This window comes from Bradyrhizobium sp. Unk1 (assembly GCF_059512345.1).
This window is the reverse complement of the sequence record NZ_JCAMOP010000008.1, coordinates 238,169-262,338: the sequence shown is the minus strand read 5'-3', so window position 1 is coordinate 262,338 and position 24,170 is coordinate 238,169. Positions and strand designations below refer to the sequence as shown.

Genomic DNA, 24,170 nt, shown 5'->3' with positions numbered 1-24,170 from the left:
TGCCGCCTGCACGAATCCCGGATTTCGCTGCGCTCCATCCGGGCTACAAGGTCACGCCTCCGCCATCCCGGCCGCCCACAGCGCGAACGCATAGACGATCGCGACTTCGTCGAGACGATCAAACCGCCCCGATGCGCCGCCGTGGCCGGCGCCCATGTTGGTGCGGAGTAACACCGGGCCGCCGCCGCTCATGGTCGCGCGCAGGCGCGCGATCCATTTGGCGGGCTCCCAATAGGTGACGCGCGGGTCGGTCAGGCCGCCCATCGCCAGGATCGCCGGATAGTCCTTCGCCGCGACATTGTCGTAGGGCGAGTAGGACAGGATGGTGCGAAAATCCTTCTCGCTCTCGATCGGGTTGCCCCATTCGGGCCATTCCGGCGGCGTCAGCGGCAGCGTGTCGTCGAGCATGGTGTTGAGCACGTCGACGAACGGCACTTCGGCGACGATGCCCGCGAACAGCTCGCCGGCGCGGTTTGCCACCGCGCCCATCAGCATGCCGCCGGCCGAGCCGCCATGGCCGACGATGCGTTTTGCGCTGGTGTATTTCGCATCGATCAGCGCCCGTGCGCTGGCGGCAAAATCGTCGAACGAGTTGGTCTTCTTCTCGCGCTTGCCGTCGAGATACCAGCCCCAACCCTTGTCGGCGCCGCCGCGAATATGGGCGATGGCGTAGACGAAACCACGATCGACCAGCGACAGCCGGTTGGCATTGAAGGAAGCCGGCATCGCCATGCCGTAGGAGCCGTAGCCGTAGAGCAGCAGCGGCGCCGAGCCGTCGAGCTTCAGCCCGCGGCGATAGAGGATCGAGACCGGCACCTCGGCGCCGTCATGCGCCTTGGCCATGATGCGCGTGGTGACATAGTCGGCCGCATCGTGGCCGGACGGGATCTCCTGGCGCTTGCGCAAGGTGCGCGTGCGCTTGACCATGTCGTAGTCGTAGACTTCCGAGGGCGTCGTCATCGACGAATAGGCGAAGCGCAAATTGGTCGTGTCGAATTCATAGGAGCCCATCGTATCCAATGAGTAGGCGGCCTCATCGAAGGCGATGGCGTGCTCGTCCTTTGTCGTGAGGTCGCGGATCACGATCGACGGCAGCGCATTGGCGCGCTCAAGCCGCACCAGATGGCCGGCATAGAGATCGAGGTCGATGATGTAGATGCCGGGACGATACGGGATCAGATCGCGCCAGTTCTTGCGCTCGGGTGCGCCAAGCGGCGCGGTGACGATCTTGAAATCGATGGCGTCGTCGGCATTGGTCAGGATGAAGAGCTCGTCGCCGCGGTCGGCCAGCGAATATTGCACGCCGTCCTCGCGCGCCGCGACCAGGCGCGGCGGCGCTTCGGGGTGGGCGAGATCGATCAGCCGTTGCTCCGAGGTCTCGTGATCGCCGCCCGCGATCACGCAGAAGCGGCCGCTGGTGCTCTCGTGCAGATGGGTGAACCAGCCGGAATCCTGCTCCTCGTAGACGAGCGTGTCGTCGGCCTGCCCAGTGCCGAGCTTGTGCCGCCACACCTGCATCGGCCGGTGATTGTCGTCGAGCTTCACATAGAAGAAGCTCTTGCAGTCCGCGGCCCAGACGATGCCGCCGTCGGTCTCCTCGACCAAATCGTCAAGATCTTTGCCCGTGGCCCAGTCGCGGACGCGGATGGAAAAATACTCCGAGCCCTTGGTGTCGGCGCTCCAGGCTTGCAGCTTGTGATCGTTCGAGTGGCGGCTGCCGCCGAACTTGAAATATTTGTGGTCTTTGGCGAGCGCATCGCCGTCGAGCACGATATGGCCCTCGCCACCGTCGCGCGGCATGCGGCCGAACAATTCGTGCTGGCCGCCCTCGCGAAACCTGCGGAAATAGGCGAACGGGCCGTCGGGCGAGGGCACGCTGGAATCGTCCTCCTTGATCCGTCCGCGCATCTCGCGCACCAGCGTCTTCTGCAGCGACGAGGTGTGGCCGAGCAGGCTCTCGGTGTAGCCGTTCTCGTCATCGAGATAGTTGCGGATGTCGGGATCGAGCACGGCGGGATCGCGCAGCACCTCCTGCCATTTCTCGTCCTTCAGCCAGGCATAGTCGTCGGTCACGGTGATCCCGTGCCGCGTGAAGGAATGCGGCCGGCGCGGGGCGACGGGAGGCTGGGAAGGTGTCTTGGCTTGGGTCACTCGGTCCTCATTCAACTGCGTGTTCCACCTTATATCGTCCCGTTTCTACGAATTGCCAGCACGGCTGTTCCAGCCACTGCGCCAAGTCGCCGGGTTGTTGATCGCCCCCTTGTATGCTTAAGGGGCGATACCCCCGCCGCCGGTCCAGCCTGATGCTCTTCAATTCCTACCCGTTCATCCTGCTGTTCCTGCCGGCCGTGCTGGCCGGCTATTTCTGGCTAGGGCGGCGCAGCAATCTGGCGCCGGTGATCTGGCTGGCGCTGGCCTCGCTCGCCTTCTACGCCATCGGCAGCTGGCAGATCGTGGCCCTGCTGCTGATCTCGATCGCCTTCAACTACGGCGTCGGCTATCTCCTGATCGCGGCGAAGCTCGCGCCAATGCAACGAAAGGCGGCGCTCGCGCTCGGCGTAGTCGGCGACCTTCTCGTGCTCGGCATCTTCAAATATGCCGGCTTCGTCGCCGAGAACATCAATGCGCTGGCCGGCACGCATGTCGCGGTCCACATCCTGCTGCCGGTCGGCATCTCCTTCTACACCTTCACGCAGATCGCGTTCCTGGTGGATGCGTATCGTGGCCAGGTCGCGCGTTACGCCTTGCCGCACTACGCGCTGTTCGTGACATACTTTCCGCATCTGATCGCGGGGCCGATCCTCCACCACAAGGACATGATCCCGCAATTCGAGCGGAAGGAGACCAAGCATCCGGACGCGCATCTGATCCTGTGCGGAATCATCATCTTCGCGATCGGCCTGTTCAAGAAGACCTGCCTTGCCGACGGCATCCAGCCCCTGGTGGCGCTCGCCTTCGAGGCGCGCTCGCCGAGCTTTGATCAGGCCTGGTGTGGTGCACTCGCCTACACGTTCCAGCTCTATTTCGACTTCTCCGGCTATTCCGACATGGCGATCGGGATATCGCTGATGTTCGGCATCTTCCTGCCAGTGAATTTCAACTCACCCTACAAGGCCACCAGCATCGTCGAGTTCTGGCGCCGCTGGCACATGACCTTGTCGCAATTCCTGCGCGACTATCTCTACATCTCGCTCGGCGGCAACCGCCGCGGCCGCGTGCTGCGCTATGTCAATCTGATGATCACGATGCTGCTCGGCGGCCTCTGGCACGGCGCGGCCTGGACTTTTGTCGTCTGGGGCGCGCTGCATGGCGCCTATCTCTGCGTCAATCACGCCTTCAATGCGCTGGTGCCTGACGTCCCGACGTTGCTCGTGAGCCCGGTCCGCATCGTCGGAGCCGTGCTGACGTTCCTCGCCGTCGTCGTGGCCTGGGTTTTCTTCCGCGCCGAGAGCGTCGCGTGGGCGCTGCGCGTCCTCCACGCAATGGCCGATCCGTCGAATATCGTCCTCGGCCGCGAGGAGGTCGCCGCATTGGTTCTGGTGTCGATCTACGCCGCATTGGTGTGGCTGGCGCCGAACACGCAAGCAATCATGGGATACGATCACGACAATCGCAGGGTCGGCGAGGCCCTGCCGGCAGGGCGGATGCGACCGCTGGTCCTTTACGGCGCCTCGCTGGTGCTCGCTCTCGGGATTCTCGGCATCCAGAGCCACAGCGAATTCATCTATTTCCGGTTCTGATGCGGGGCAATTTCACACATCTGAGGCGTCTTCTGCTCGCCGGCATCGTCTGCGTGCTGGGCGCGGCGGTGCTCACCTATCTCGTCGATCCCCTGCAACTGTTTCGCCCGTCGCGACTGGCCTTCTATTCCGACGACACGCGCGTGCAGAATGCTGGGCTAATCCGCAGCCAATCGTTCGACACCGCCTTCATGGGCACCTCGCTCGCGATCCATTTCCGCCAGAGCGACATCGATCGCGCGCTCGGCGTCCACTCGCTCAAGCTGGCAATGACCGGGTCCAATTCGCGCCAGCAGGGCTTTGTGCTGGAGCAGGCGATCGAGCGCGGCGCCCGGCGCGTGGTGTGGGCGATGGACGATTTCATCTTTGTCGATGCGGCGGATATCGAGGCCGATCCCTTTCTCTCCGTCGATCTCTATCGCCAAACGACGAAGGGCATCGCGTCCTATCTGTTCAGCGCCGCGATGGCGAAGGAATCCCTGTTCGCGCTGCTGCGGTCGATCCCGCAGCTGCAACAGCCGCTGGCGCGGGCGGCGCCGTTTCTCCCCGTCAAGTTCGCGCTGTCCGACGTCGACGACATCTACGCGCTGCCGCGCGATTTCGACGTCGCGCGTGACTACAATGCGAAGAAGACGCTTGCCTCGTTCGCCTACATCACGAGCCCCGTGCGCAGCCGCTTCCTCGGCGAAGGCTATGGCTACGACGCCATGGTCCGGCATTTCGAGCGCGACGCCGCAGGCCTGATCACGCGTCATCCGGACGTGACTTTCGACATCTACCTCCCGCCCTATTCGATCCTGCAATTCGTTGCGATGCGCGATGCCTCGCCTGCAACGCTGAAGATCATCACCGACCTCACCGCGCGCATCGCCGAGCGGCTGACGCAGCTTCCGAATGTGCGTCTGTACGATTTCCGTGCGATCAGGGCGGTGACGCACGATCTCGATAACTACAGCGACGTCATCCATCATTCGCCGGTGGTGGACGCGATGGTGCTGAGTTGGCTGGCGCGTGGGGAGTATCGCGTCGATCCCGAGGCGCCGCTCGCGTCGCTGGATGCGCTGAAGGCGCAGGTCGAAGCGTATCGAGTCGCGCACTGAACTTCCCCTCTCCCCCTGTGGGAGGGTGGCTCGCAGCGTAGCGGCGAGACGGGTGAGGGGTATCTACCCGCGAGTCCATCTCGCAATTGAGTTCGCTGAGACAACCCCTCATCCGGCGCCATAGCCGAAGCTTCGCTTCGGCGTTCCTAAGAACGGCGGCCGAAGGCCGCCTTCGCCACCTTCTCCCAACAAGGGGAGAAGGAAGAAAGAAGCCCTGCGTTCGCAGGGACGACGGCGGCGCCTTACACCGCCACCTGCTCGCCGAGATAAGCGACCGCGGCTTCCAGCCCGCCCTTGCCGTGCGGGATCTTCAGCGCATTCAACCCGATCTCGATGACCCCCAGCGTGCCGAGCAGCATCGGCGCATTGACGTGGCCCATATGGGCGATGCGGAAGGCTTGTCCCGAGAGATCGCCGATGCCGGTGCCGAGCACGACGCCGCACTTGTCCTTGCAATAGCGTTGCAGCAGCGCCGGATCATGGCCGTTGCTCATGGTCACCGTGGTCACGGTGTTGGAGCGCTCGCTCGCCTCCGCGACGTTGAAGCCGAGCACCTGGCCTTCCGACCAGGCGGAGACGGCGCGGCGCGCGGCTTCGCCGAGCAGGCTATGGCGGCGGAAGGCGTTCTCCAGTCCTTCCTCGTGTAGCAGGTCGATCGCCTGGCGTAGCGCGAACAGCAGATGCACCGGCGCGGTGCCGGCATATTTGCGATAGTGCTCGGTGCCCTCGCGCTCGCTCCAGCTCCAATACGGCGTGCTCATGTTGGCCTTCTTGTGCACCTCGAGCGCGCGCGCGTTGGCGGCGACGAAGCCGAGGCCGGGCGGGGTCATCAGGCCCTTCTGCGAGCCGGACATCGCGACGTCGATGCCCCATTTGTCCATCTCGAACGGCATGCAGCCGAGCGAAGCGACGGTGTCGACCATGTACAGCGCGGGATGGCCGGCGGCCTTGATCGCCTTGCCGATCGCCTCGATGTCGTTCTGCACGCCGGAAGCCGTATCGACCTGGACGACGACGACGGCCTTGATGGTGTGCTCCTTGTCGCGGCGCAGGCGCTCCTCGACCTCGTGCGGCCGCACCGCGCGGCGCCAGTCGCCCTTGAGCACCTCGACCTCGGCGCCCATCAGCGCTGCTGCGTGGCCCCAGCCGATCGCGAAGCGCCCGCTCTCCAGCACCAGCACCTTGTCGCCGCGCGACAGCACGTTGCTCAGCGCGGCTTCCCAGGCGCCGTGGCCGTTGGCGATGTAGATGTAGGACTTGCCCTTGGTCGCGAACAGCTTCGAGATGTCTGCGAGAAGTGTATCGGTCAGCTCGTGCATCTCTTTGGAGTAGATGTCGATCGCCGGACGATGCATCGCCTGCAGCACCTCGTCGGGCATCGTGGTGGGCCCGGGGATGGCCAGAAATTCCCGGCCCGCGCGAACGGTCATTGCTGTTGGTCCTTGTGTCGTGATGACAGTCTGGAGGGTTGCTCGCTTAGGCTTTTACGCGTTGGAGGCAACTAAGAAAAGCGCGTAAAACGCAGGTCTGGGGTGGTTTTTGTTCGAGCATGGTCTTGTCGGAAAACCGCCTCACACTTTTCCGGACCATGCACTCATCTCTTGGTTTCCCGGCAGCCGGCGGCTTCAGCCTCTTCCACCGAGCAGAACCAGCGGGTGCCCTTGCTGATCTTCATCTTGATCTGGGTGTACCAGCGGCTGGTCGGCTGGTGATAGATGCACTCGCCGGCGGTGTTGACGTTGCCCTTGATGGTGCAGTCCGGCGAGGGCGCGACGGGCCCGGAGGCCGAGGCGAGCAGCACCGCATGCGCGCCCTCGGGCGGCTTGGTCGCGCCCAGGATGGTGGTCTTCTTGTTGCGGACGCGCCAGTCCCACGGCGCGATGAAGGCGCCCTGCCACATGCCGGCTTTGGCCTCGCGCGCGGCGGCCTCATCGGGTTCGTAGTCGTGCGAGACGCGGGTGTAGGCGAGTGCCCAGCCGCTGCGCACCAGCCATTTCTGGATGTCCTCGCCGCCGACCTCGCAGCGCGCCACGGTGCGGCCGCGCCGGTCGATCGCGCGGGCGTGGCAGACCCAGTTCTTTCCTTCGGTGTATTTGGCGAGTTCGTCGCGCGCCGCGATGCCGCAGGTCCAGCGCTCGCCCTTGGTGTTGAGGCAGAGCTGGTCGGACGACGGCGCGTCGATGCCGCCGAGCCGGATCCGCGTATTGCCGATCACGACGGAATCGCCGTCGCGGACCTTTGCCGTGCCGGTGATGTCGGCGGCCTCGGCCAGCGAGGGGATGGCGAGCAAAGACAGCGCAATCAGGAATTTTCGCAACATGCCGGTCCGCGTGTTCAGGACAATCTCGATAAGCCGCGCAATTGTGGTCGGCTTTTGTCCGCCCGGCCAGCATATGCCTAACGATTGAGCTTTCAACTTCCCGTCATTGTGGCGGGCCTTCGCTTACCCTCCCCTGGAGGGGGAGGGTCGGCACGCGATCGAGCGAAGCGAGATTTCGTGACGGGGGGGGGTGATCTCTCCACTCGGGCACTGTTCGTCGCGGAGAGACCGTCACCCCACCCCGCTCGCGCTGCGCGCGATCGACCCTCCCCCTCCAGGGGAGGGTAAGAGGACTCATCACCCCCGCGCCATCGCCCGCTTCGCTACCGCCAGCGCCATCAGCACGAAGGCCGACGTCACCTCGGGACCACCCACCAGAATCCGCGTCGGCGTCTTCATCTTGTTCCATTCATAGGCGCGGAACGGGCCGCGGCGGCCGCCTTCGCCGAGGCTCGCGACGATCACGTTCAGCGCCGGTGCAAAGGCGCGCGGGTCGGCGCCGAGATGGCCGAGCGCGATCAGCGCCAGCGCTGCGTCGAACACGTTCATCTCCGCGGCCATCAGCTCGCCCTTGACGTAGGAGAGCACGCGATGGCGGATGAAATCGAAATCGCCGTCGGGGTCGATCGCCGCCTGCGCCGCCAGCGGCAGCGCCAGGAAGGCCGCATAGCAGCGGCCGAAATAGGCGCTGTAGAGCTCGGGCAGATAATAGATGTGCGAGCGCGGATTGGCGAAGGCACCGCTGGCGGCGAGCCGCTTCTGGAAGCCGATGATCCGGTGCACGGTGGCCAGCCGCGCCGGCGTCTCCAAAACCTTCCAGCGCGCGAGGTTGCGGAAGCTCACCTCGAGAATGTCGAGATTGAGCGTCGGATCGAGATCGTTGCCATAGGGCCGCTCGCCTTTGAGGTTGTCGATCCAGGTCGCGACGCCGCCCTCGTAGTCGATGTTGTCGTTGAGCGGCACGGTCACGCGCGGTTCGTTGACGCCGGCGAGCACCTGATAGCCCGAATAGAAGTCCAGCAGCGGCTGGTCGATGATCGGATCGGTGCAGCCGGCTTGGGTCGCTGCCGAGATCGAGCACGCCGTGGTGTCGCAATCCGGCACGTAGACGCCGAAGCCGAGGTCCTGCTTGATCTGGGCGAAGAAACGGGAAAAGCGCGGATGCGGCGCCGGCGCGAGCGCGGTGATGACATTGAAGCGTGTGCCGTCGATACCCTCGACTTCCTCGCGGCTGATGTTGACGCAGAAATCGACCATGTCGGCGATCGCACGCTCGGTTGTAATCTTGTCGGCCGGCGAGGCGAGCCCGGTCTCGACATAGCTCAGCAGCGCCTCGATGAAGAACGCGTCGTAATAGGCCGAGCGGTGTCGGATCTGTACCGGCTCCCACATCGGCTCGGCAACGCCGCTCCAGGGCGGATTGACGACGGCCGCTGCCGGCGAGCGCGCGATGAAGACGCGGGCGAGGTTGAACAGCAGCGAGGAGTTCTTGTAGCCGCGCGCGTTCAGCCCCGTCAGCGCCATGGTCAGCTCGCGGCCGCGGACATCGGGGTCGCCGATCAGGTTGAAGGCGGCATAGGTCGGCAGGAAACCGTTCTTGCGGTACGAGCCGAGCAGATGCTGCGCGCAGTCGCGGATCACGCCGTCGATCTGCGCTTGTTGCGGCGCTAATCCGGTGAATATCGCCGGCGGCGGTTTTGGATGATCGAGCGCGATGCTGTCGACGAGATCGGCGACGGGCTGGCCGACCACCGCCCAATCGGGCTCGGCGTCGTCGCGCGCCCGCGCCAGCGCCGTGCGAAGCCGGCTCAGCTTCGCCTCGTCGCGCAACTCGGGCAGCCCGGCGCGACGGAGCAGGATCCGCAATGCGGGATTGCCGAGCGCGGTCTTGTAGAATTTGGCCAGATGCGGATCGCCGCTGGCCGGGCCCGACAATACGGGATCGCAGACGTCGTAAAGCGAGGGGCCGTCTTTTCGCGCCGTCAGCGCCCGGCAGGCGGCGCCGGCAAAATAATGAAAGCTCATGAAATACCTGGTCGCGGGGTCTTGGCCAGGGGCCGGCCGGCACGCTCCCATCTGCGCGCCACCCCCTCCAAGTCTTTGAAAAAGCTACCCGGATTCGCGGGAAATTCAAATGTGATGGCGGTCACGGAAAAATCGGGCACGGGAGCTGCGTGATTAAGGCCGTTACAAGGGGCTCGCGACGAAAAAACGTGCAAATTCTGCTCGGATGATTAACCAATATATTCAGTCGCTTAGCTCAAATTTTGGGCGATCTATTGCCGGGGAGGAGATATCCGGTTAAGGCTTTGTTTGGTGCGGCGCCGCAAATTGCGCGCAGTTCGGGGGCACATCCCCGGCCAATCCCTCAAACCTGAAGCCACCATCGCGCTACTCAAACATTGTGCGCGCGCTTGGCTGGTCTTTGGCACAGGAACGAACCGAGATGAATGTAAGGCAGCTCGACATCTCCCGCCGCACGATCGCGGTCGCCGCAGCCCTCATCGGCACGGTGTCGCTCGTGATCGGCGCCCATGCTGCCCTCAACATGCGCGCGATCGATGCCGCCAAGGCCGTGTCGACCGACCAGGTCACCGGCTCGATCGGCCAGTCGTCCCGCCTCGCCCTCGTCATCGGCAATGGACATTATCCCGACGCCAGCGCGCCGCTGACGCAGTCGATCAACGACGCCCGCGCGCTGTCCTCGTCGCTCCGCAAGAACGGCTTTGACGTCGACATGGTGGAAGACGCCACCAAGGACGACATGGTCCGCGCCGTCAATCGCCTGAAGTCCCGGATCAAGCGCGACACCGTCGTCATGCTGTTCTTCGGCGGCTACGGCGTGCAGGCCGGCCGCGAGAGCTACATGCTGCCGGTCGATGCCGTGATCTGGAAGGAAAGCGACGTCCGCCGCCAGGGCGTGTCCATCGACGGCGTGCTCGACATGATGAAGGAGCAGGGCGCCAAGGCCAAGCTCGTCGTCGTCGACGCCTCCCGCCGTAACCCTTACGAGCGCCGCTTCCGCTCGTACAGCCACGGCCTCGCACCGATCAGTGCGCCCGACAACGCGTTGATCCTGTCTTCGGCTTCGCCCGGCAAGGTCGTCGACGACGGCAAGGGCGAGCACAGCGTGCTGGTGAGCGAGTTCCTCACCAATCTCACTGCGCAGGGCAGCGCCGAAAGCGTCTTCAACAAGACCCGCGTCGCCATCTCGCGCGCCTCCGAAGGCGACCAGGTCCCGACCATCTCCTCCTCGCTGCTCGAGGACGTCCATTTCGGCGAAGCAGCTGGCGGCTAGCCGCAAATCGTAGGGCGGGCAAAGGCGCAAAGCGCCGTGCCCACCATCTCTTCAGGATTTCGATGGAAGACGTGGGCACACTTCGCTTTGCCCACCCTACGATATGCGCGTGTATGCGCACACTGTCCCCACACTCGTCATTGCGAGCGAAGCGAAGCAATCCAGAATCTTTCCGCGGAAAGACTCTGGATTGCTTCGTCGCTTCGCTCCTCGCAATGACGAGTGCGGCGAGACCTACTTCGCAGCTTCCGTGGCCATCACCGGGCGCACCGGATCGCCTTCGCGCAGGATCGCGCCGGCGCGGGCGACGACGATATCGCCTTCGTTGAGGCCGTCGCGAACCTCGATATTGCCGCCCGACATCAGCCCGATCTCGACCCGCTTGGTCTCGACGCGGTTGCGGCGGATCACCTGCACCACGGTGCCGGCGGTGGAGTACTGCACCGAGGTCAGGGGCACCGCGACGTTGCAGCTCTGCCCGGTCTTGATCAGCGCGCGCCCGCTCGCGTTCAGCAGCAACCGCTTCTGCGAGGAGATGCCGATATAGACCATGCCCTGCTGGATGTTCGGCTCGACGGTCGGTCCGATGCGGCGCACCTTGCCGTCGAGATCGCCCGCGCCGGCAATGCGCACGCTCGCCTGCTGGCCGACCGCGAGCTTGCGAATATCGGTGGTCGCGACCAGGCCGACGAGATCATATTCGCTGCGCGCCACGATCGTGAACAGCGCCTCGCCCTTGGCCGAGGCGAGGTTGCCGATCTGCGCGGTCGACGTCGCGATCACGCCCGCCACGGGGGCGGTGACCTGAAGCGTGCCACCTTCGGGCAGTGCCAGCCGTGCCAGCACCTGGCCGGCCGTGGTGGTGTCGCCGGCTTCCGCCAGCACGTCCGTGACCTTCAGGCCGGGACGTTCCGGCCGCACGGAGGTCTCCTCGCGCGCGATGATCGTGCCGGTGGCCTCGACGATGTCGGAGAAGCAGGATTTTGCGACCTTCAGCACCGTGACCGCGGGCCCCTTGGGCGCGTCGTCATCGGCGGCGCGCGCGGGCTGGGCGGACAGCAGAACCAGTCCGGCGAGAGCAACGAGTTTTTGGGAAAAGGAACGCGCAGGCAATGGACGCATCGGTCATTCCGGTTGGGGCCTTGACGGCCTCATCGTTAGCAGAAGCAACCGCAGCGGACCATGGGCCGGCCGGATGAGAATGCCGCAGCGCAGGCGGCGCGATGCCGCCTGTTGAATTAGTCGTGGCGCGAGCCAAGAGGTTCGCCGCCCCTTACCCTCCCCCTCCAGGGGAGGGTGAGTTCACGGCAAACTCAAAAACTCCACCCAGTTCGGCTTCTTGCCGGTGGGATAGGATTTCAGCTTGGCGAGCGCGCCGCTGCTCTGGTCGATCGCATAGACCGTCATGCTGTCGGAGAGCTCGCCGACCGCGGCGAGGTAACGCCCCGACGGATCGATGTGGAAGCCGCGCGGCTGCTTCTCCGTCGGCACGCTGCCGATCGTGGTCAGCTTGCCGCTTGTTGCGTCGACCTTGTAGCCGGCGAGCGTGTTGGTGGTGCGCTCGGAGGCGTAGAGGAAGCGGCCGTCCGGGGTGATGTGGATGTCGGCGGCCCAGGGCTTTTTATCAGGCTCCTTGCCGGAAAAGCCTTCCGGCAGCGCGGTGGTGCGCTGGATCTCGTCCCAGGCGCCGCTATTGGCCTCATAGCTGAACGCCGCGACGTCGCCGTTCAGTTCATGGACGAGATAGACGAATTTGCCGTTGGGGTGGAACACGAAGTGTCGCGGTCCCGATTTCTCCGGCACCTTGGTCACCGGCGGATCGCTCGGCGTCAGCGTGCCCGCCACCGCATCGAACGCGAAGGTCAGCACCTGATCCGAACCGAGATTGGTCGCGAACACGAAGCGGTTGTCGGGCGAGGGCAGGAAGGCGTGCGCATTCAGCCCGGTCGGAATCACCTGCTTCGGCTCGGCCACGACGCCGTTCGGGCTGAGTGGATTCAGCGCGACCTTGTTGCCGCCATAGGAGGCGCTGAACAGGAATTTGCCGCCGCGGTCGGCCGCGATGTTCGCCATGCTGTCGGCGAGCGGTCCGTTGCCGATATGGCTGAGCTGGCCCGTCTTGGGATCGATCGCGAAGCTCACCGCGAGGAATGGCTGCGAGCGCACGCCGGCAATCAGCACGCGGTGGTCGGGCGTGATCGCGAGCGGTGTCGAGGAGCCGGGCTTGTCGACGCCGGTGAAGGCGGCGGTCTGCACCGGTGTCATCTCGCCGCTCTCGGCCAGCTTGAACACGCTGATGTCGTTGCTGTCGGCGTTGCCGACATAGGCGAAGGTCTCGGCCATGCCGGGGCGGACTCCAGGAACGAGGGTGAGGAAGGCGATTGTGATGGCGGTCGCAGCGCGTGGCGCGATGCGGCGTGTCGGTCTCGACATGGGGCTCCTCCTTGCAGCGTTACGGCCTTGTCGTTTTGCCGTGCAGGATAGCGGGTGCCGTGCCGCGGTACCAAATTCCAGTTGGGATCGATCGATGCCGAAATTGTATCGGTCGCGCGGGTGGCTACCGCACTGCGGCCGTCTGGCTGCGGGAGGGCAGATGCGGGCCGGACGCAGTGTTGGGTGCCCCGAGCAGGCCCCACACGGCCACCGCGAGCAGCGCGCAGGTCAAAATGGTCCAGGCGACCAATCGCTTCCGCATCAGGTCCATCCGTCGTTTGAAGCCCCCGGGGCCCGGGCATGATCGTGCACTGCAAACGGCGACGATCCTATGAACTCGTTCACAGGCACAACATCGCATCGGCATTGCGAACCAATGCCGCGGAAGTGCATTGACCCATATGCCCCGTGAAAACGACCTCGAAGGCAAGCCCGACATGGGCGGCAAGCATGGCGGCCAGAAAGGCCAGCCCAAGCCGCCGCCGCGCCCGCGCGAGGGTCCGCGCGATGAGGACGTCGTGGCAAAGCGCCACACCGGCCAAACCGATCGCACGCTGCCGGCGACCAAACAAAAATAGCGCCGTATTTCGCGCGCCGGGAACATCAGCCTCGCCTTGCCGTTATGCTGATCCCGCAAGCGGACGAGGTCGAACCGGAGGCTGGCACGTGTTTTGGATCTATTGGAACACCGCTTGGTCGCTCATCATCAGCGGCATCATGTTCACCACCATCGTCACCCATCCCGACGCCGAGTTCGCCGAGATCCGGGCGGCAAAGCAGTCGAAGTGAGCGCCCGCGCCTGAGGCCCGATCTTCAGGGCTTGATCTCCAGGGCTTGATCTCAAAGGCTTGATCTCAAGGGCTTGCCGGCACATCGGCAGCTGCGGCGCTTCGATCGCGAGGCTTCACGCGATCCGGTCGACGTGTGGCCAAGGCTTTGCAGGCAAGGCTTTATCGATTGACAGGGCCGCGCGAGAGTGGTCACGTGACAGCAGGAAGTTGCATCGCTGTGACAAGCGCATCGACTTGTCCGAAGCTGGCGACCAAAGTCGCAGCGCTATCCTCAAAATCGCAATGAAGCTCCTGCGCAATTGGCTGCATGCAGGGCGTGTCGCATTTGCAGCCCCAAGCGAGGAGGATCGATGCAGGTACTCGTCAGAGACAACAATATCGAACAGGCACTCCGTGTTCTCAAGAAGAAGATGCAACGCGAAGGCGTCTTCCGGGAAATGAAGCAGCGGCGTTCCTACGAAAAGCCTTCGGAGAAAAAGACTCGCGAGAAATCCGACGCGGTTCGGCGCGCCCGCAAGCTCGCGCGAAAGCAGGCAATCCGGGAAGGATTGCTGCCCGCGCCGCCGAAGAAGAAGCCTTTTGAGCGCAAGCCGCCCCTGCCGGAGGTCAAGGCTCGGGTCCCTATAGCCTGAAGTCGATGCCTCGCAGCACGATGCCGGGCGGCGTGCCTTCGAACTCCGTCGCGCGATATTTGCTCGCCGCACGTGCTTCGATGCGATCGCGCAGGCGAGTGAACTGGGCTTCACGTTGCTCGGGCCTGACCTGCGGGCTGGGCTCGAGGTAGTCCATCGCCGATGTCGAGATTGCGCAAGGAATCTCCCTGGCGCCGTCATGCATCGAGAACCTGACGATCATCCGATCGTATTCGTGGCTGATGAAGCGGCCGCTGGTCAATGTCATGGTTTACTCCGTCACCTGATTGCTTCTTGGCACGATCGCCCCCTCAAATGATCGCCGCCCGATCCCCGGTCGGCCGCAGCATGGCGCGTGTCGAGACCGCAGGCGGCCGTCGTTTGCCTCACTCATCCCCCGACAGCCGGACGAAATCGTCAAACAGCGCTGCCACCAGCGCGCGGTGTCGTGTGTCCTCGGCGGGCAGGCTCGCAGCATAGAGGTTGAGCAGATGGCGCGCCTTCACCGCCGCCTCCGGCCAGGACGTCGCGGGCACCGTCATCATGCGGTTCTCGAGATCGGCCTCGCGCTCGCGCAGCTCCCTGACATTGGCCTCGACCTCGGCCAGCGCGCGGCGCAGGTCGGTCGCCTTCTGCGCGGCCATGCCGCGGTGCTTGTCGAGATCGACGGTGCGGTCAGTCATTGGTCGCGCTCGCGTCTGCGGCCTGCGCGTTCGCAAGATCAACCGAGCCGATCGACAGCATCTCCATGGCGCCGCGGGGGCCTTCGGCAGGCACGGTGATCATCGTGGCAACGCGGCGATAGGCCGCGAAGGTCAGGCCCTCGATCGTCTCCTCGTCAGTGACGACGTCATAGGCGCCGGCCGGCAAGATGCGCTCGACGCCGCGGATGCGGAACGGATGCCTGAAGGTGACGGTTTCTCGCCGCGAGCGGATGGTCATGCACGCCTGCCTTTCGCAAGTGAAGCCCCAACCGGTGCCGGCTGTCACGACCATGCGCGCATGCCACGGCAATAGCCAGCACTATCGTCGCCGCGCCGGCAAGCGACGATGTTACGGCGCAGCCGTCATTTGCGCGGTATTTTAACCCTCGCTATCGGCTCGGTGCGGGCGTAGGGTCGTCACCGCACGTCTCAACGACTTCGACCGGTGACTGAGGGTCACGTGTGCTCCCGCCGAAGGCTTCGCAGGAGCGTTCGATGGCGCGAGTTCGCATCGCGGATCGGATCGTGCCGCCGGTCATCGTTCCGCTGTTTCTTCTGCTTCTCGTCTGCGCGGGCGGCATCCTCAATGGCTAGGGCAACAATTGTGCCGTATCTGATCAGTGGAACCAACGAATACGGCAGTTCCAATCTCGGTCGCGGCAATGCGATGGTCGCGCGGCGCCTCGCGCGAAAATTGCTGCGCGAAGGCTACATGGACGTCAAGGTCTGCACCCCTCGTGGACGGCTGCTGCAATCGGATGAGCTCGACGAGCTCAAACCACCAATGGAGAGCGACATGGCAAAGGGCCAGCAACGCAGTAATCGCGAAACCAAGAAGCCGAAGAAGGAAAAATCCAAGGTGATCGCCGCGGCCCCGAGCCGCAAGGAAGCCGCCTGGCAACCGGATTTCGGACCGGCGAAGAAGAAGTAGCGAGGCGCCGACACAAGGGCGCAGAGAAAAAGTGCGCGCGCTAAGCCGCCGCCGCCTGCGCCGACAGCAGCTGCCGCAACTTGGCCGCAGGCACGGCCGGGCTGAACAGCCAGCCCTGCATCTGGCTGCAGAAGCTGCGGTCGATCTTGATCTCGCCGCAGGTCGCGCTCGGCTTGCGCGCCACGATTCTTTTCTTTCCCCAAATCCCTTGATTTTAATCAATGCGACGTCGCGTTGCCGACCATTGTTAGCGTGGTGCCTGGGGGCCGCTTACCTAGGAGTTCACCGATGATGAAAATAGTAGTGATCGGAACAGCTGCGCTCCTTCTTGCCGCACCATCGATTGCCAACGCGCAATCTCCGTCCCCTGCGACGCCGGAACGGCTGAACACAGTGGACCGGAGTACATTGATGGACATGCGGATCGATCTGACCAAGGCCGCGTTGCAGCTGACACCTGACCAGGAAAAACTCTGGCCGCCTGTCGAGAGCGCCATTCGTGCCAGGGCGGAAGATCGGAAGGCCCGTGTTGCAAAGATCTCGGAAACAGTGGGTAGACGGGCCGACCAAAATGCCGTCGAAACCATGCGTAATCGTGACCCCATCGCCTTCTTGCAACGACGCTCGGAGGCATTGGCTCAACGATCCGCCGATCTGGATAAACTCGCCGAGGCGTGGCAGCCACTCTACAAGACCCTCAGTCCCGAACAGAGGCAGCGCATGGGGGCCCTCGCGGTCCTTGTGCTTCATGACATGAGCGATGTCGTGGAACGACGTCGTGCGCAGGCCGAGGACGAGGACTGAAGCAGGATGTCGATCCATACCCGCCGCGCGACGGTCTGGACCTGCGCGGCTAATTAACTTTAAGCCTGGGGATGTCCCCTTTGCCAAGGTCGACATCCCCGGGCCATATGCGCGACTGTCGGGGGGCCGCGTTCGTTCGAACTAACCCTCGGATTGATCGGCGACGTCTCCCAGTTTGTGGACCTCGACGCGCACTGACATGCCGAGGCTGTCCTCGGAGCTTCCGAACCATGATCCCGAAAGGGGCACGGCCTGAGCGGGGTGCCGCGCGAGCGCGACGGGGATGAGATCGAATCCGGCGTTGATGTGATTGGTCGGATCGTAGTTCATCCAGCCGGCGCCGGGCAGGAACACCTGCAGCCACGCGTGGGTGGCGCCCGAACCGGTCATCCCGATCTCGCCCCCATCGAGCGCCGCATCATAAATGTAACCGCTGACAAAGCGGGCCGCGAAGCCAAGCCGGCGCAACGCCTCGATCATGAGCCACGCATAGTCCCTGCACGTTCCGGACCTTGAGTGCAAAGTTTGCGCGGGTGGGAGGGTCCCCTCCGCCTCCCGCGCCTGGTAGGTGAATTCGTCGCGGAAGGCGTCGAGCATCTGCTGGAGAGCGCCGATCGTTTTGCCGTTGACGACAAAGCTCCTGGCCCACTCCGCGAGGGCGAGATCAAGGTCCTCTGTGTGCGGGCGCATGAAGCCGGCGAGGTCGTTCCACTCATCCGGCGTGTACTGCACAGGGGCTCGCTCGGCTCGTCGCTCCAGCACGAACTGCCCCACGTCCTTGGCCCCGAAATGAATGCCCCGAAACTGAAACGTAAAGGTCAGCTCCCTGCCGGGCTCCTCGATCTCGATCTCGGCTACGCTGTTGGAAAGGCTGTCGCTAATCCAGCGGATTCGAGAGCCAAGATTGGTGCTTGCGGACCAGCTCAGCAAACGGCCCCCCGTTCCGGGTCTCGGCAAAAACATTGCGCGATGCATGCCAAACGTCACCGGCTTGGCATAGCTGTAGGTGGTGGTGTGCTTGATCTCGAAGAGAATGCCCATCGCACCTCCGAGCTTGATCGAATGACTCCTGGGCGAGCGCGCCATCAGGTCGATGTCGTCATTCCGATACCGCGCGGCATCTGCTCGATTCGCGCGGTTGAAGAGACGAAAGCAGCTTTCGTGTTCGCTGCGCATGCGAATGCGTCAGCGTCGTTGCCTATCCAGGCAAATAAGCGCCCGTGGAGCGCCGGTTGGCTCTGCGATCAGAACGAGCTGCGAGGCCTGAGTGAAGCTGCTCGGGACCACGACATCGAACTCGAGGTCCGGAAGTGTCTCAGCGACACACGTAGGCGCCATTCACCAGCACGCGCACACAGGCTGTACCGGCGGCCGCCGCACCGACCGCAGCTCCCCCTACGACTGCCCGTCGCGTCTGTCTGCGCGCAACGCCTGCGACGCTCACCGGCGTCGCCGGTCGTCCGACCCTCGCTTCTGCGCCCTGTATAAGCGACAGGCCGTCGCTCTCCGACCAATTGATCGCGCCAAATCCGCATGCCAGCCCGATTGCTACGAATGCGACCCGCATTCCACCAGTCCGCTTCATCATGAGCCTCCTCGTGGTCAGTGTGTGCCTTGCCTGCCGAGACTTCCCCCATGGCGAACGCGTCGCTTGATCCACATCAACGGCGCGAAGCTATCTTGGACGAGGTTGCCATTCGGAAGTTTGGCAAAAGCTGCATAGCGCACGATATAATCCCGAGCCTTCGTGCTCTCGGAGCTATGCTGAGCCGCGGAGCACGACGCAGCGAAGCCTTCTCCGAGGCAGGTGCGTCCTCGACAGAAGGCGGTGAAACGGCGCATGCCGCCCGAGATTTGAGAAGGCCTGCCATGCTCGAAGGTCTGATCTATCTGGTCATCAACATCGTTGTCGTTGGTCTCGTGATTTGGCTATTGCGCTTCTTGATCGAGTTGAACCCCCTTGGCGGACCTTTGCGGCGCGTCGCCAACGTCGCGGTGGTGGTGATGGGTGTACTGATAATCGTCATGTTGCTCATGAACTTCGTGGGCAAGCATCTCATCGCCTAGCGCTCGCATGGCCTCAGGGCCTGTCAAACTCTAAGCCCGCAGAGTCCAGGCATGACGGGCTTACAGCCTCGTCTCTCCATCAAGGCTGCTCGCAGGTTTGAGGAGCGAAACAGCCGTGACGCCGTGCCAATCGTCCTCAGGCGGATGCAAATTGCTCATCATCCAACCCATGACGATTGGGGATGTCAGCGGATCAGAAGAATACTCATTTGACGAACGAGGTTTGCAGCCCGCCGTGAGCCACGCGCGCACATTGATGCGCGGGCGCTCGCCCCGCAGGGAACACAATTGTCGCCATCCCCGGACAAGCATGATCGACCTGTACTGCTCTGGAGCCCACCGAACCGACCTGCGGGTGCACACTTACGCGAGAGGTCGGTCACTCATTAGGAGCTTGAAATTGCTGCTCGCGCCATTGTCCGAAAGGGAAGCTGCGGTAACGGGTGACGCCTGCGTAGCTTCGCCAGTGTTAACTCCTGCCGACGCGACGAACTAGTTTTTCGCGCGTTGGAACTGCGGGAGGCCGATCAGATGCCAGCGCGATGGTGGTTCACTGGTACAGCGCGCAAACGCCTGCATTCCATCGTACGCACCTGCGGACGTCCCGGCGGGTCTGGCGGATTGTGGTTCTGGCTACGCACGCGCCGCCAACCATTGTCCTACCTGGCCCGCAGCCGGCAGCGACTTGCGTGATGAGATCGTCCGAATGAATCGGCGCGCGTGGCATTGCCTGCGTCGATGACGCGATGGCTAACGCAAAACCTGCAACAGCAAATAACCTGATCATCGTCACTCTCCTTTTGAAATCACGCAAAGCAAGGCTGGTGCCTTTCGAAGGCAACATCAATCCACATGCAGGACCAGGAAGAGTTTGATCTGGAGGCGGCCGTTTGGACCGCCTCCTGGTCGCTGCGTGTTTCCTTGCGGACCGACCTACATGGTTCCGTCGCCGCCCTTGATCAGTATGCCGGGCGTGCAACCAATTCCGTTGCTTTGCGCACAATCACTTGTTAGCGCGACCCTTTAGATCAGGATGCCATAACGTCGCTGATACCCTGACGGGCCGAAGTCCTTGTCCGCTTCACCGGCGTTCGTCTGTGTTTTACGGACAGCGGAACGGCAAGCCGTTGGCGCCTGTGACCAAAGTCCCCGATGTGCAGGCCATGCCGGCGGGCGTTATGTACCAGCCACTGCTGTCGCTGGCTGTGGACGCAGGATAGTAGGCATTAGCTCCCAAGGCTCCACCACCGTAGGAAGGCCCACCTCTGTCGGGACTCACGCCCGTAACTCCATAGTTGTCGACACCTGTATCGTAAGGGCTGCCTCCCCATCCCCAGTTGGGGGATGTGGCCGCCACTGCAGCAGCCGTGCCTACGGCGGCCGCGCCGGCGACGCCGGCGCCGACCACGCCGGCACCATACCCGTACGCAGCCCGCCGGTTTTGTCGGCGAGCAACACCTGCAACGCTCATTGGGGTTAGCGGTCGACCAACCCGTGCTTGGGCACTCTCCACCGACAAGGAGACGCCGCGTTGTTCAGACCAGCTAAACGAGAACAGTGCCGCGCATGCGACAGTTGAGCCCGCAATTGCAAGTTTTGTTAGAAGCATCTGGCTCATGAACTTGCTCCATGACTGGCTTGCCCCATGCTGAAAAGATGCTGCCTCACCGCCGGGGCGGCATTGCGCTAGATCAAAGTTGGACGAGGGGGCTTGCGAGCCTCGGATGAGGCAGAGGCTCTGACGCTACCGACGAGTTTTCTTCGATGGTGCGGATCGAACCAGCCGAGCCCGTGAAGCGAGAACGGACAGCGCCTTCAAATTGAAAGAGGCGGCGATCGCGCCGCCTCTCGTTGCAGTCCGCGTGCTTACTGGCAGACGTACATGATTCCGTCGCCGCCCTTGATCAATGTGCCGGGCGTGCAACCAATGCCGTTGAGCTTCGCATAGCTATCCCAACCGTCGTAGCAGGTATAGGAAGCACGCCCAAAGACTCCAACCGTCGTGCCGTACCCGTACCCGGTCCCGCCGCCGGCCCCACACCAGGGGCCGCCAGCGTAGTAGGTTCGCACCGCGTACCAGGGCAGACCGGTTTGATCGGGTACGTAGTGACTATAGGGATACGGGCTGACATAGAGCCGCCTCGCCTGGGCACTCTCAACTGACAGCGAGATCCCGCGTTGCTCAGACCAGTCAACGGTGAACAGTGCTGCAAAGGCGATAGTCGACGTTGCAATTGCAAAAGTTCTGAAAGCTGTCTGCTTCATCGTTTTGCTCCTATGCTGTCGTCCCCCTTTGCATAAGAAGCCTGTCGGTTGACGCCGACATTGACAAGGATCAATTTGGTCTGCCTCGTGACTGAACGTTAGATTGTGTCTTAAAGGATTTGTGCACGCAATCGTGCGCAAGGGGCAGCCGAGAGAGGTTGATGCGTCGCGCTCTCTGGTGTGTTTGCTCGGTGTTACGTCGAGGCTGAGGTGGGTTGGCGCATCGCTTCAGGCACGACAGGATTTGTTGCGAAATCGTGTCGCGCCCGAATGATATCGCCGCGCTAAGCCGCCACCGCCTGCGCCGATAACAGCTGCCTCAGCTTCGCCGCCGGCACGGCCGGGCTGAACAGCCAGCCCTGCATCTGGCTGCATCCGAGCTGGCGCAGCACCTCGCGCTGGGCTTCGGTCTCGACGCCTTCGGCCGTCGTCGCCATGTGGCGGGCGGCCGCCATGTGCACCACCGCCTGCACGATCGGGGACGAATCCTCGGACTGGCCGATGTCGCTGATGAAGCTGCGGTCGATCTTGATCTTGTCGAACGGGAAGCGGTGCAGATAGCTCAGCGACGAATAGCCGGTGCCGAAATCGTCGAGCGCGATGCGCACGCCGAGCTCGCGCAGCTGCTGGAGAATCGTCAGCGCCTCCTCGTCGTCGCGAATGAGGACGGTCTCGGTGACCTCGAGCTCGAGCCGTCCGGGTGCAAGTCCTGACTCCGCGAGCGCGGCTGCAACCTTGAGCGCCAGCGTCCTGGCGCGGAACTGCACCGGCGAGACGTTGACCGCGACGTGGATATCGCCGGGCCAGCTCGCGGCCTCGGTGCAGGCCTGCTTCAGCACCCATTCGCCGATCTCGCCGATCAGTCCGGTTTCTTCCGCGACCGGAATGAAATCGGCGGGCGAGATCATGCCGCGCTCGGGATGGCGCCAGCGCAGCAGCGCCTCGCAGCCGTTCACCACATTGGCCGCGAGATCGACCAGCGGCTGGTAATGCACCTCGAATTCGCCGCGGGCGAGGGCCTGGCGCAGGTCGAGCTCGAGCTGGCGGCGCAGCCGCGCCTTGGCGTCGTATTCGGGCACGAAGAGGCGGAAGGTGCGGCGGCCCTCGGACTTCGCGGCATACATCGCGAGATCGGCGCGCTTGAGCAGATCGTCGAGATTGTCGCCGTGATCCGGCGCGATCGCGATGCCGATGCTGGCATCGGTCGGGATCTCCTGGCCCTTGCAGTCCACGGGCGTGCGCAGCGCTTTCAGGATGTTTTCGGCAAGCGCCGTCAGCTCGGCCCGGTCGCTGGTGCCGGCCTTGACGATGGCGAATTCGTCGCCGCCCAGGCGCGCGACGAGATCGTTGCCGCTGACGCAGGCGCGCAGGCGGTTGGCGACCTGGCGAAGCAGCTCGTCGCCAACCTCGTGGCCAAGCGAATCGTTGACGCCCTTGAACTCGTCGACGTCGATGTAGAGGATCGCGAACGGCTGGCCATGGGCAAGCTCCGCGATGCGGCGTTCCAGATGGCCGCGCATCAGCACGCGGTTGGGCAGGTCGGTCAGCGCGTCGTAATGCGCCATATGCGCGATGCGCTCGTCGGCGCGGATGCGTTCGGTGACGTCGTCGTGCGTTGCGAGCCAGCCGCCGGCGGCGCCGGGCTGGTTCTTGATCTCGATCAGGCGGCCGTCCGCGGTCTCGACGACGGCGCTCTGGGTTCGCCCGGCATTGCTCAGAATGTCGTCGCAATAGGTCGCGACGTCACCGTGGAACGATCCGGTGTCATGGCGATGCTGGATCACGTCGCGGAAATAGGCGCCGGGCTTCACAACGTCGGCCGACAGTCCGTACATCTCGATGTAGCGCCGGTTGCAGACGATCAGCCGCTCGTCCCGGTCGAACATCAACAGGCCTTGCGTCATGGTGTTCATCGCGGTGTCGAGCTGCTGCTTCTCCGCGGCGAGCCTGCGCGTCATCTGGCGGAAGATCAGGTACAGAGTGAGCACGAGCAGGCCGATCGACAGCACGGCGACGGCGACGAAGAATTTTGTCTGCGTCCGCCAGGTCGCCAGCGTCGCGTCCAGCGATTTGGTTGCGACCACGACCAGCGGCTCGCCGGTCAGGAGGCGCGCGGCGACGATGCGGTCCTTGCCGTCGATCGGGCTGGCGAGCTGCGTCGTGACGAAGGTGCGCTCGAACACCGCCATCTGCTCGCGCGTGCCGTTGCGAAAGTTCTGTCCGATCATCGCGTCGACATGCGGAACGCGCGCGAGCAGCTGGCCATTCTGGTGGTGCATCGCGATCGAGGATTCCTCGCCGAGCCCGGCCGAGGCGAAGAAGGATTCGAGCTGCTCCGGCGAAATGCCCCGCGACACCATGCCGAGGAATTCGCCGTGGGGACCGGAGACGCGCCGTGCGAAGACGATTGCAGCTCCATTGCCGAGCCGGCCGGGCACGACTTCGATCTCTTCCTGCGAGGCCGGATCGTTCCTGAGGCGATTGAAGTAGTCGCGGTCGGCGACCGAAATATCGGCGACCGGCCAACGCCGCGACGAGTTGATCAGCACGCCCCTGGAATCGAACACATTGGCGCCGGCGACGTCGGACCAGCCGCTGGCTTTGGCGCGCAGCACCTCGTGCATGGCCAGCGTACCCATCTCGCTGCGGAAGACATCGGCGGATGCGATGCCGTGGCTTTCGAGCTCGGCGATGACGCTCTTCTGGAGCACCGCAAAGTCGGCGAATTCGCGGTCGAAATGCCGGGCGAGCATGCGCACGGAGTTTTCCAGGCTGTCGCGGCCGCTCTCGATTGCATTTTGCCGGAAACGATCGACGGTGAGCGCGGTGCCGATGGCCATCGCGACCATCAGCACGAAGCCGCCGGCGATCAGCCACGTCAGCGGCGCGCCCTGCCAACGGCGGAGCAACACGCGCATGCGCGTGGTCCATCGGATTGATGTGCCCATCCAGTCCTCCCGTGGGATGCAAGATGCAGCAAAACCGACAAGAGCCCGTTACCAGTAAGGGTTAGGGAAACATGAATCGGAACGGAATCAGAGGGTTGGTTTCCCTCGATCGGCGGGAGTTCCGCAGGCCGGGGTTA

25 protein-coding genes are annotated in these 24,170 nt (G+C 63.8%); 10 read left to right on the top strand and 15 right to left on the bottom strand.

The genetic code is table 11. The annotated features are described in order from the left end of the window. Nucleotides 1-51: 51 nt before the first annotated feature. Complete coding sequence (locus AC5ZFO_RS13125) at nt 52-2,151, bottom strand: S9 family peptidase (protein WP_282520103.1); 2,100 nt, start codon at nt 2,149-2,151, stop codon at nt 52-54. Nucleotides 2,152-2,303: 152 nt separating this feature from the next. Between AC5ZFO_RS13125 and AC5ZFO_RS13120 the strand changes: the two genes are divergently transcribed. Both AC5ZFO_RS13120 and AC5ZFO_RS13115 read left to right on the top strand, forming a co-directional pair. Further along, complete coding sequence (locus AC5ZFO_RS13120; protein ID WP_282520104.1) at nt 2,304-3,740, top strand: MBOAT family O-acyltransferase; 1,437 nt, start codon at nt 2,304-2,306, stop codon at nt 3,738-3,740. Beyond that, complete coding sequence (locus AC5ZFO_RS13115; protein WP_496122149.1) at nt 3,740-4,840, top strand: hypothetical protein; 1,101 nt, start codon at nt 3,740-3,742, stop codon at nt 4,838-4,840. The genes AC5ZFO_RS13120 and AC5ZFO_RS13115 overlap by 1 nt, the downstream gene beginning before the upstream one ends. A 242-nt stretch (nt 4,841-5,082) precedes the next feature. On the opposite strand, the gene AC5ZFO_RS13110 is transcribed toward AC5ZFO_RS13115, so the two are convergent. The 3 genes from AC5ZFO_RS13110 to AC5ZFO_RS13100 form a co-directional block, all read right to left on the bottom strand. Next, nucleotides 5,083-6,270: a pyridoxal-phosphate-dependent aminotransferase family protein gene (locus tag AC5ZFO_RS13110; protein ID WP_282520106.1), complete on the bottom strand. Its 1,188-nt coding sequence runs from the start codon at nt 6,268-6,270 to the stop codon at nt 5,083-5,085. Between the two features lie 164 nt (nt 6,271-6,434). Beyond that, nucleotides 6,435-7,160: a thermonuclease family protein gene (locus tag AC5ZFO_RS13105; RefSeq protein WP_282520107.1), complete on the bottom strand. Its 726-nt coding sequence runs from the start codon at nt 7,158-7,160 to the stop codon at nt 6,435-6,437. 297 nt (nt 7,161-7,457) lie between these two features. Beyond that, nucleotides 7,458-9,185: a hypothetical protein gene (locus AC5ZFO_RS13100; RefSeq protein ID WP_496122148.1), complete on the bottom strand. Its 1,728-nt coding sequence runs from the start codon at nt 9,183-9,185 to the stop codon at nt 7,458-7,460. A 421-nt stretch (nt 9,186-9,606) separates the two neighbouring features. Between AC5ZFO_RS13100 and AC5ZFO_RS13095 the strand changes: the two genes are divergently transcribed. Further along, nucleotides 9,607-10,458: a caspase family protein gene (locus AC5ZFO_RS13095; RefSeq protein WP_282520109.1), complete on the top strand. Its 852-nt coding sequence runs from the start codon at nt 9,607-9,609 to the stop codon at nt 10,456-10,458. Nucleotides 10,459-10,692: 234 nt separating this feature from the next. Here AC5ZFO_RS13095 and AC5ZFO_RS13090 read toward each other — a convergent pair whose 3' ends face one another. The 3 genes from AC5ZFO_RS13090 to AC5ZFO_RS13080 all read right to left on the bottom strand — a co-directional run bounded on the left by AC5ZFO_RS13090 (nt 10,693) and on the right by AC5ZFO_RS13080 (nt 13,153). Beyond that, on the bottom strand, nt 10,693-11,580 hold the full coding sequence (locus tag AC5ZFO_RS13090; RefSeq protein WP_282520110.1) for an efflux RND transporter periplasmic adaptor subunit: 888 nt from the start codon (nt 11,578-11,580) through the stop codon (nt 10,693-10,695). A gap of 180 nt (nt 11,581-11,760) precedes the next feature. Then, nucleotides 11,761-12,891, bottom strand: coding sequence for a lactonase family protein (locus AC5ZFO_RS13085; protein ID WP_282520111.1), 1,131 nt, complete (start codon nt 12,889-12,891; stop codon nt 11,761-11,763). Between the two features lie 124 nt (nt 12,892-13,015). Further along, nucleotides 13,016-13,153, bottom strand: a complete 138-nt coding sequence (locus AC5ZFO_RS13080) for a hypothetical protein (RefSeq protein ID WP_175627410.1) — start codon at nt 13,151-13,153, stop codon at nt 13,016-13,018. Between the two features lie 130 nt (nt 13,154-13,283). On the opposite strand from AC5ZFO_RS13080, the gene AC5ZFO_RS13075 reads away from it, so the two are divergent. The 3 genes from AC5ZFO_RS13075 to rpsU all read left to right on the top strand — a co-directional run bounded on the left by AC5ZFO_RS13075 (nt 13,284) and on the right by rpsU (nt 14,314). Next, nucleotides 13,284-13,469, top strand: coding sequence for a hypothetical protein (locus tag AC5ZFO_RS13075; protein ID WP_282520529.1), 186 nt, complete (start codon nt 13,284-13,286; stop codon nt 13,467-13,469). Between the two features lie 88 nt (nt 13,470-13,557). Further along, entirely contained in the window at nt 13,558-13,680 is a 123-nt protein-coding gene (locus AC5ZFO_RS13070) for a hypothetical protein (RefSeq protein WP_282520112.1), read from the top strand. 352 nt (nt 13,681-14,032) lie between these two features. Next, on the top strand, nt 14,033-14,314 hold the full coding sequence (gene rpsU / locus AC5ZFO_RS13065; RefSeq protein WP_282520113.1) for a 30S ribosomal protein S21: 282 nt from the start codon (nt 14,033-14,035) through the stop codon (nt 14,312-14,314). Here rpsU and AC5ZFO_RS13060 read toward each other — a convergent pair. The 3 genes from AC5ZFO_RS13060 to AC5ZFO_RS13050 form a co-directional block, all read right to left on the bottom strand. Continuing rightward, nucleotides 14,304-14,582 (bottom strand): DUF1488 family protein, encoded by a 279-nt coding sequence (locus AC5ZFO_RS13060; RefSeq protein ID WP_282520114.1) that lies wholly within the window; start codon nt 14,580-14,582, stop codon nt 14,304-14,306. The genes rpsU and AC5ZFO_RS13060 overlap by 11 nt on opposite strands. A 118-nt stretch (nt 14,583-14,700) precedes the next feature. Then, nucleotides 14,701-14,997 carry a hypothetical protein gene (locus AC5ZFO_RS13055; protein ID WP_282520115.1) on the bottom strand — a complete coding sequence of 99 codons (297 nt, stop codon included), beginning with the start codon at nt 14,995-14,997 and terminating at the stop codon, nt 14,701-14,703. Beyond that, nucleotides 14,990-15,256, bottom strand: coding sequence for a hypothetical protein (locus AC5ZFO_RS13050; RefSeq protein WP_282520116.1), 267 nt, complete (start codon nt 15,254-15,256; stop codon nt 14,990-14,992). The genes AC5ZFO_RS13055 and AC5ZFO_RS13050 overlap by 8 nt, the downstream gene beginning before the upstream one ends. A 348-nt stretch (nt 15,257-15,604) precedes the next feature. Here AC5ZFO_RS13050 and AC5ZFO_RS13045 point away from each other — a divergent pair, with 348 nt between their 5' ends. Next, on the top strand, nt 15,605-15,949 hold the full coding sequence (locus AC5ZFO_RS13045; RefSeq protein WP_282520117.1) for a hypothetical protein: 345 nt from the start codon (nt 15,605-15,607) through the stop codon (nt 15,947-15,949). A gap of 40 nt (nt 15,950-15,989) precedes the next feature. On the opposite strand, the gene AC5ZFO_RS13040 is transcribed toward AC5ZFO_RS13045, so the two are convergent. Further along, the gene (locus tag AC5ZFO_RS13040; RefSeq protein WP_282520118.1) at nt 15,990-16,133 is read right to left on the bottom strand and encodes a hypothetical protein; all 144 of its coding nucleotides are present in this window, start codon (nt 16,131-16,133) and stop codon (nt 15,990-15,992) included. A gap of 104 nt (nt 16,134-16,237) precedes the next feature. Between AC5ZFO_RS13040 and AC5ZFO_RS13035 the strand changes: the two genes are divergently transcribed. Beyond that, the gene (locus AC5ZFO_RS13035) at nt 16,238-16,753 is read left to right on the top strand and encodes a Spy/CpxP family protein refolding chaperone (RefSeq protein ID WP_282520119.1); all 516 of its coding nucleotides are present in this window, start codon (nt 16,238-16,240) and stop codon (nt 16,751-16,753) included. A gap of 141 nt (nt 16,754-16,894) precedes the next feature. Here the strand turns inward: AC5ZFO_RS13035 and AC5ZFO_RS13030 are convergent, their stop codons facing one another. Further along, the gene (locus AC5ZFO_RS13030) at nt 16,895-17,929 is read right to left on the bottom strand and encodes a transglutaminase family protein (RefSeq protein ID WP_282520120.1); all 1,035 of its coding nucleotides are present in this window, start codon (nt 17,927-17,929) and stop codon (nt 16,895-16,897) included. Between the two features lie 139 nt (nt 17,930-18,068). Next, entirely contained in the window at nt 18,069-18,338 is a 270-nt protein-coding gene (locus tag AC5ZFO_RS13025) for a hypothetical protein (protein ID WP_282520121.1), read from the bottom strand. 50 nt (nt 18,339-18,388) lie between these two features. On the opposite strand from AC5ZFO_RS13025, the gene AC5ZFO_RS13020 reads away from it, so the two are divergent. Further along, nucleotides 18,389-18,820 carry a hypothetical protein gene (locus AC5ZFO_RS13020; protein ID WP_282520122.1) on the top strand — a complete coding sequence of 144 codons (432 nt, stop codon included), beginning with the start codon at nt 18,389-18,391 and terminating at the stop codon, nt 18,818-18,820. Nucleotides 18,821-19,566: 746 nt separating this feature from the next. Further along, the gene (locus AC5ZFO_RS13015; protein ID WP_282520123.1) at nt 19,567-19,695 is read left to right on the top strand and encodes a hypothetical protein; all 129 of its coding nucleotides are present in this window, start codon (nt 19,567-19,569) and stop codon (nt 19,693-19,695) included. A 991-nt stretch (nt 19,696-20,686) separates the two neighbouring features. Here the strand turns inward: AC5ZFO_RS13015 and AC5ZFO_RS13010 are convergent. Together AC5ZFO_RS13010 and AC5ZFO_RS13005 are read right to left on the bottom strand one after the other, a co-directional pair. Continuing rightward, the gene (locus AC5ZFO_RS13010; protein WP_282520124.1) at nt 20,687-21,085 is read right to left on the bottom strand and encodes a hypothetical protein; all 399 of its coding nucleotides are present in this window, start codon (nt 21,083-21,085) and stop codon (nt 20,687-20,689) included. 284 nt (nt 21,086-21,369) lie between these two features. Continuing rightward, entirely contained in the window at nt 21,370-24,033 is a 2,664-nt protein-coding gene (locus AC5ZFO_RS13005; RefSeq protein WP_282520125.1) for a bifunctional diguanylate cyclase/phosphodiesterase, read from the bottom strand. Nucleotides 24,034-24,170 lie beyond the last annotated feature (137 nt).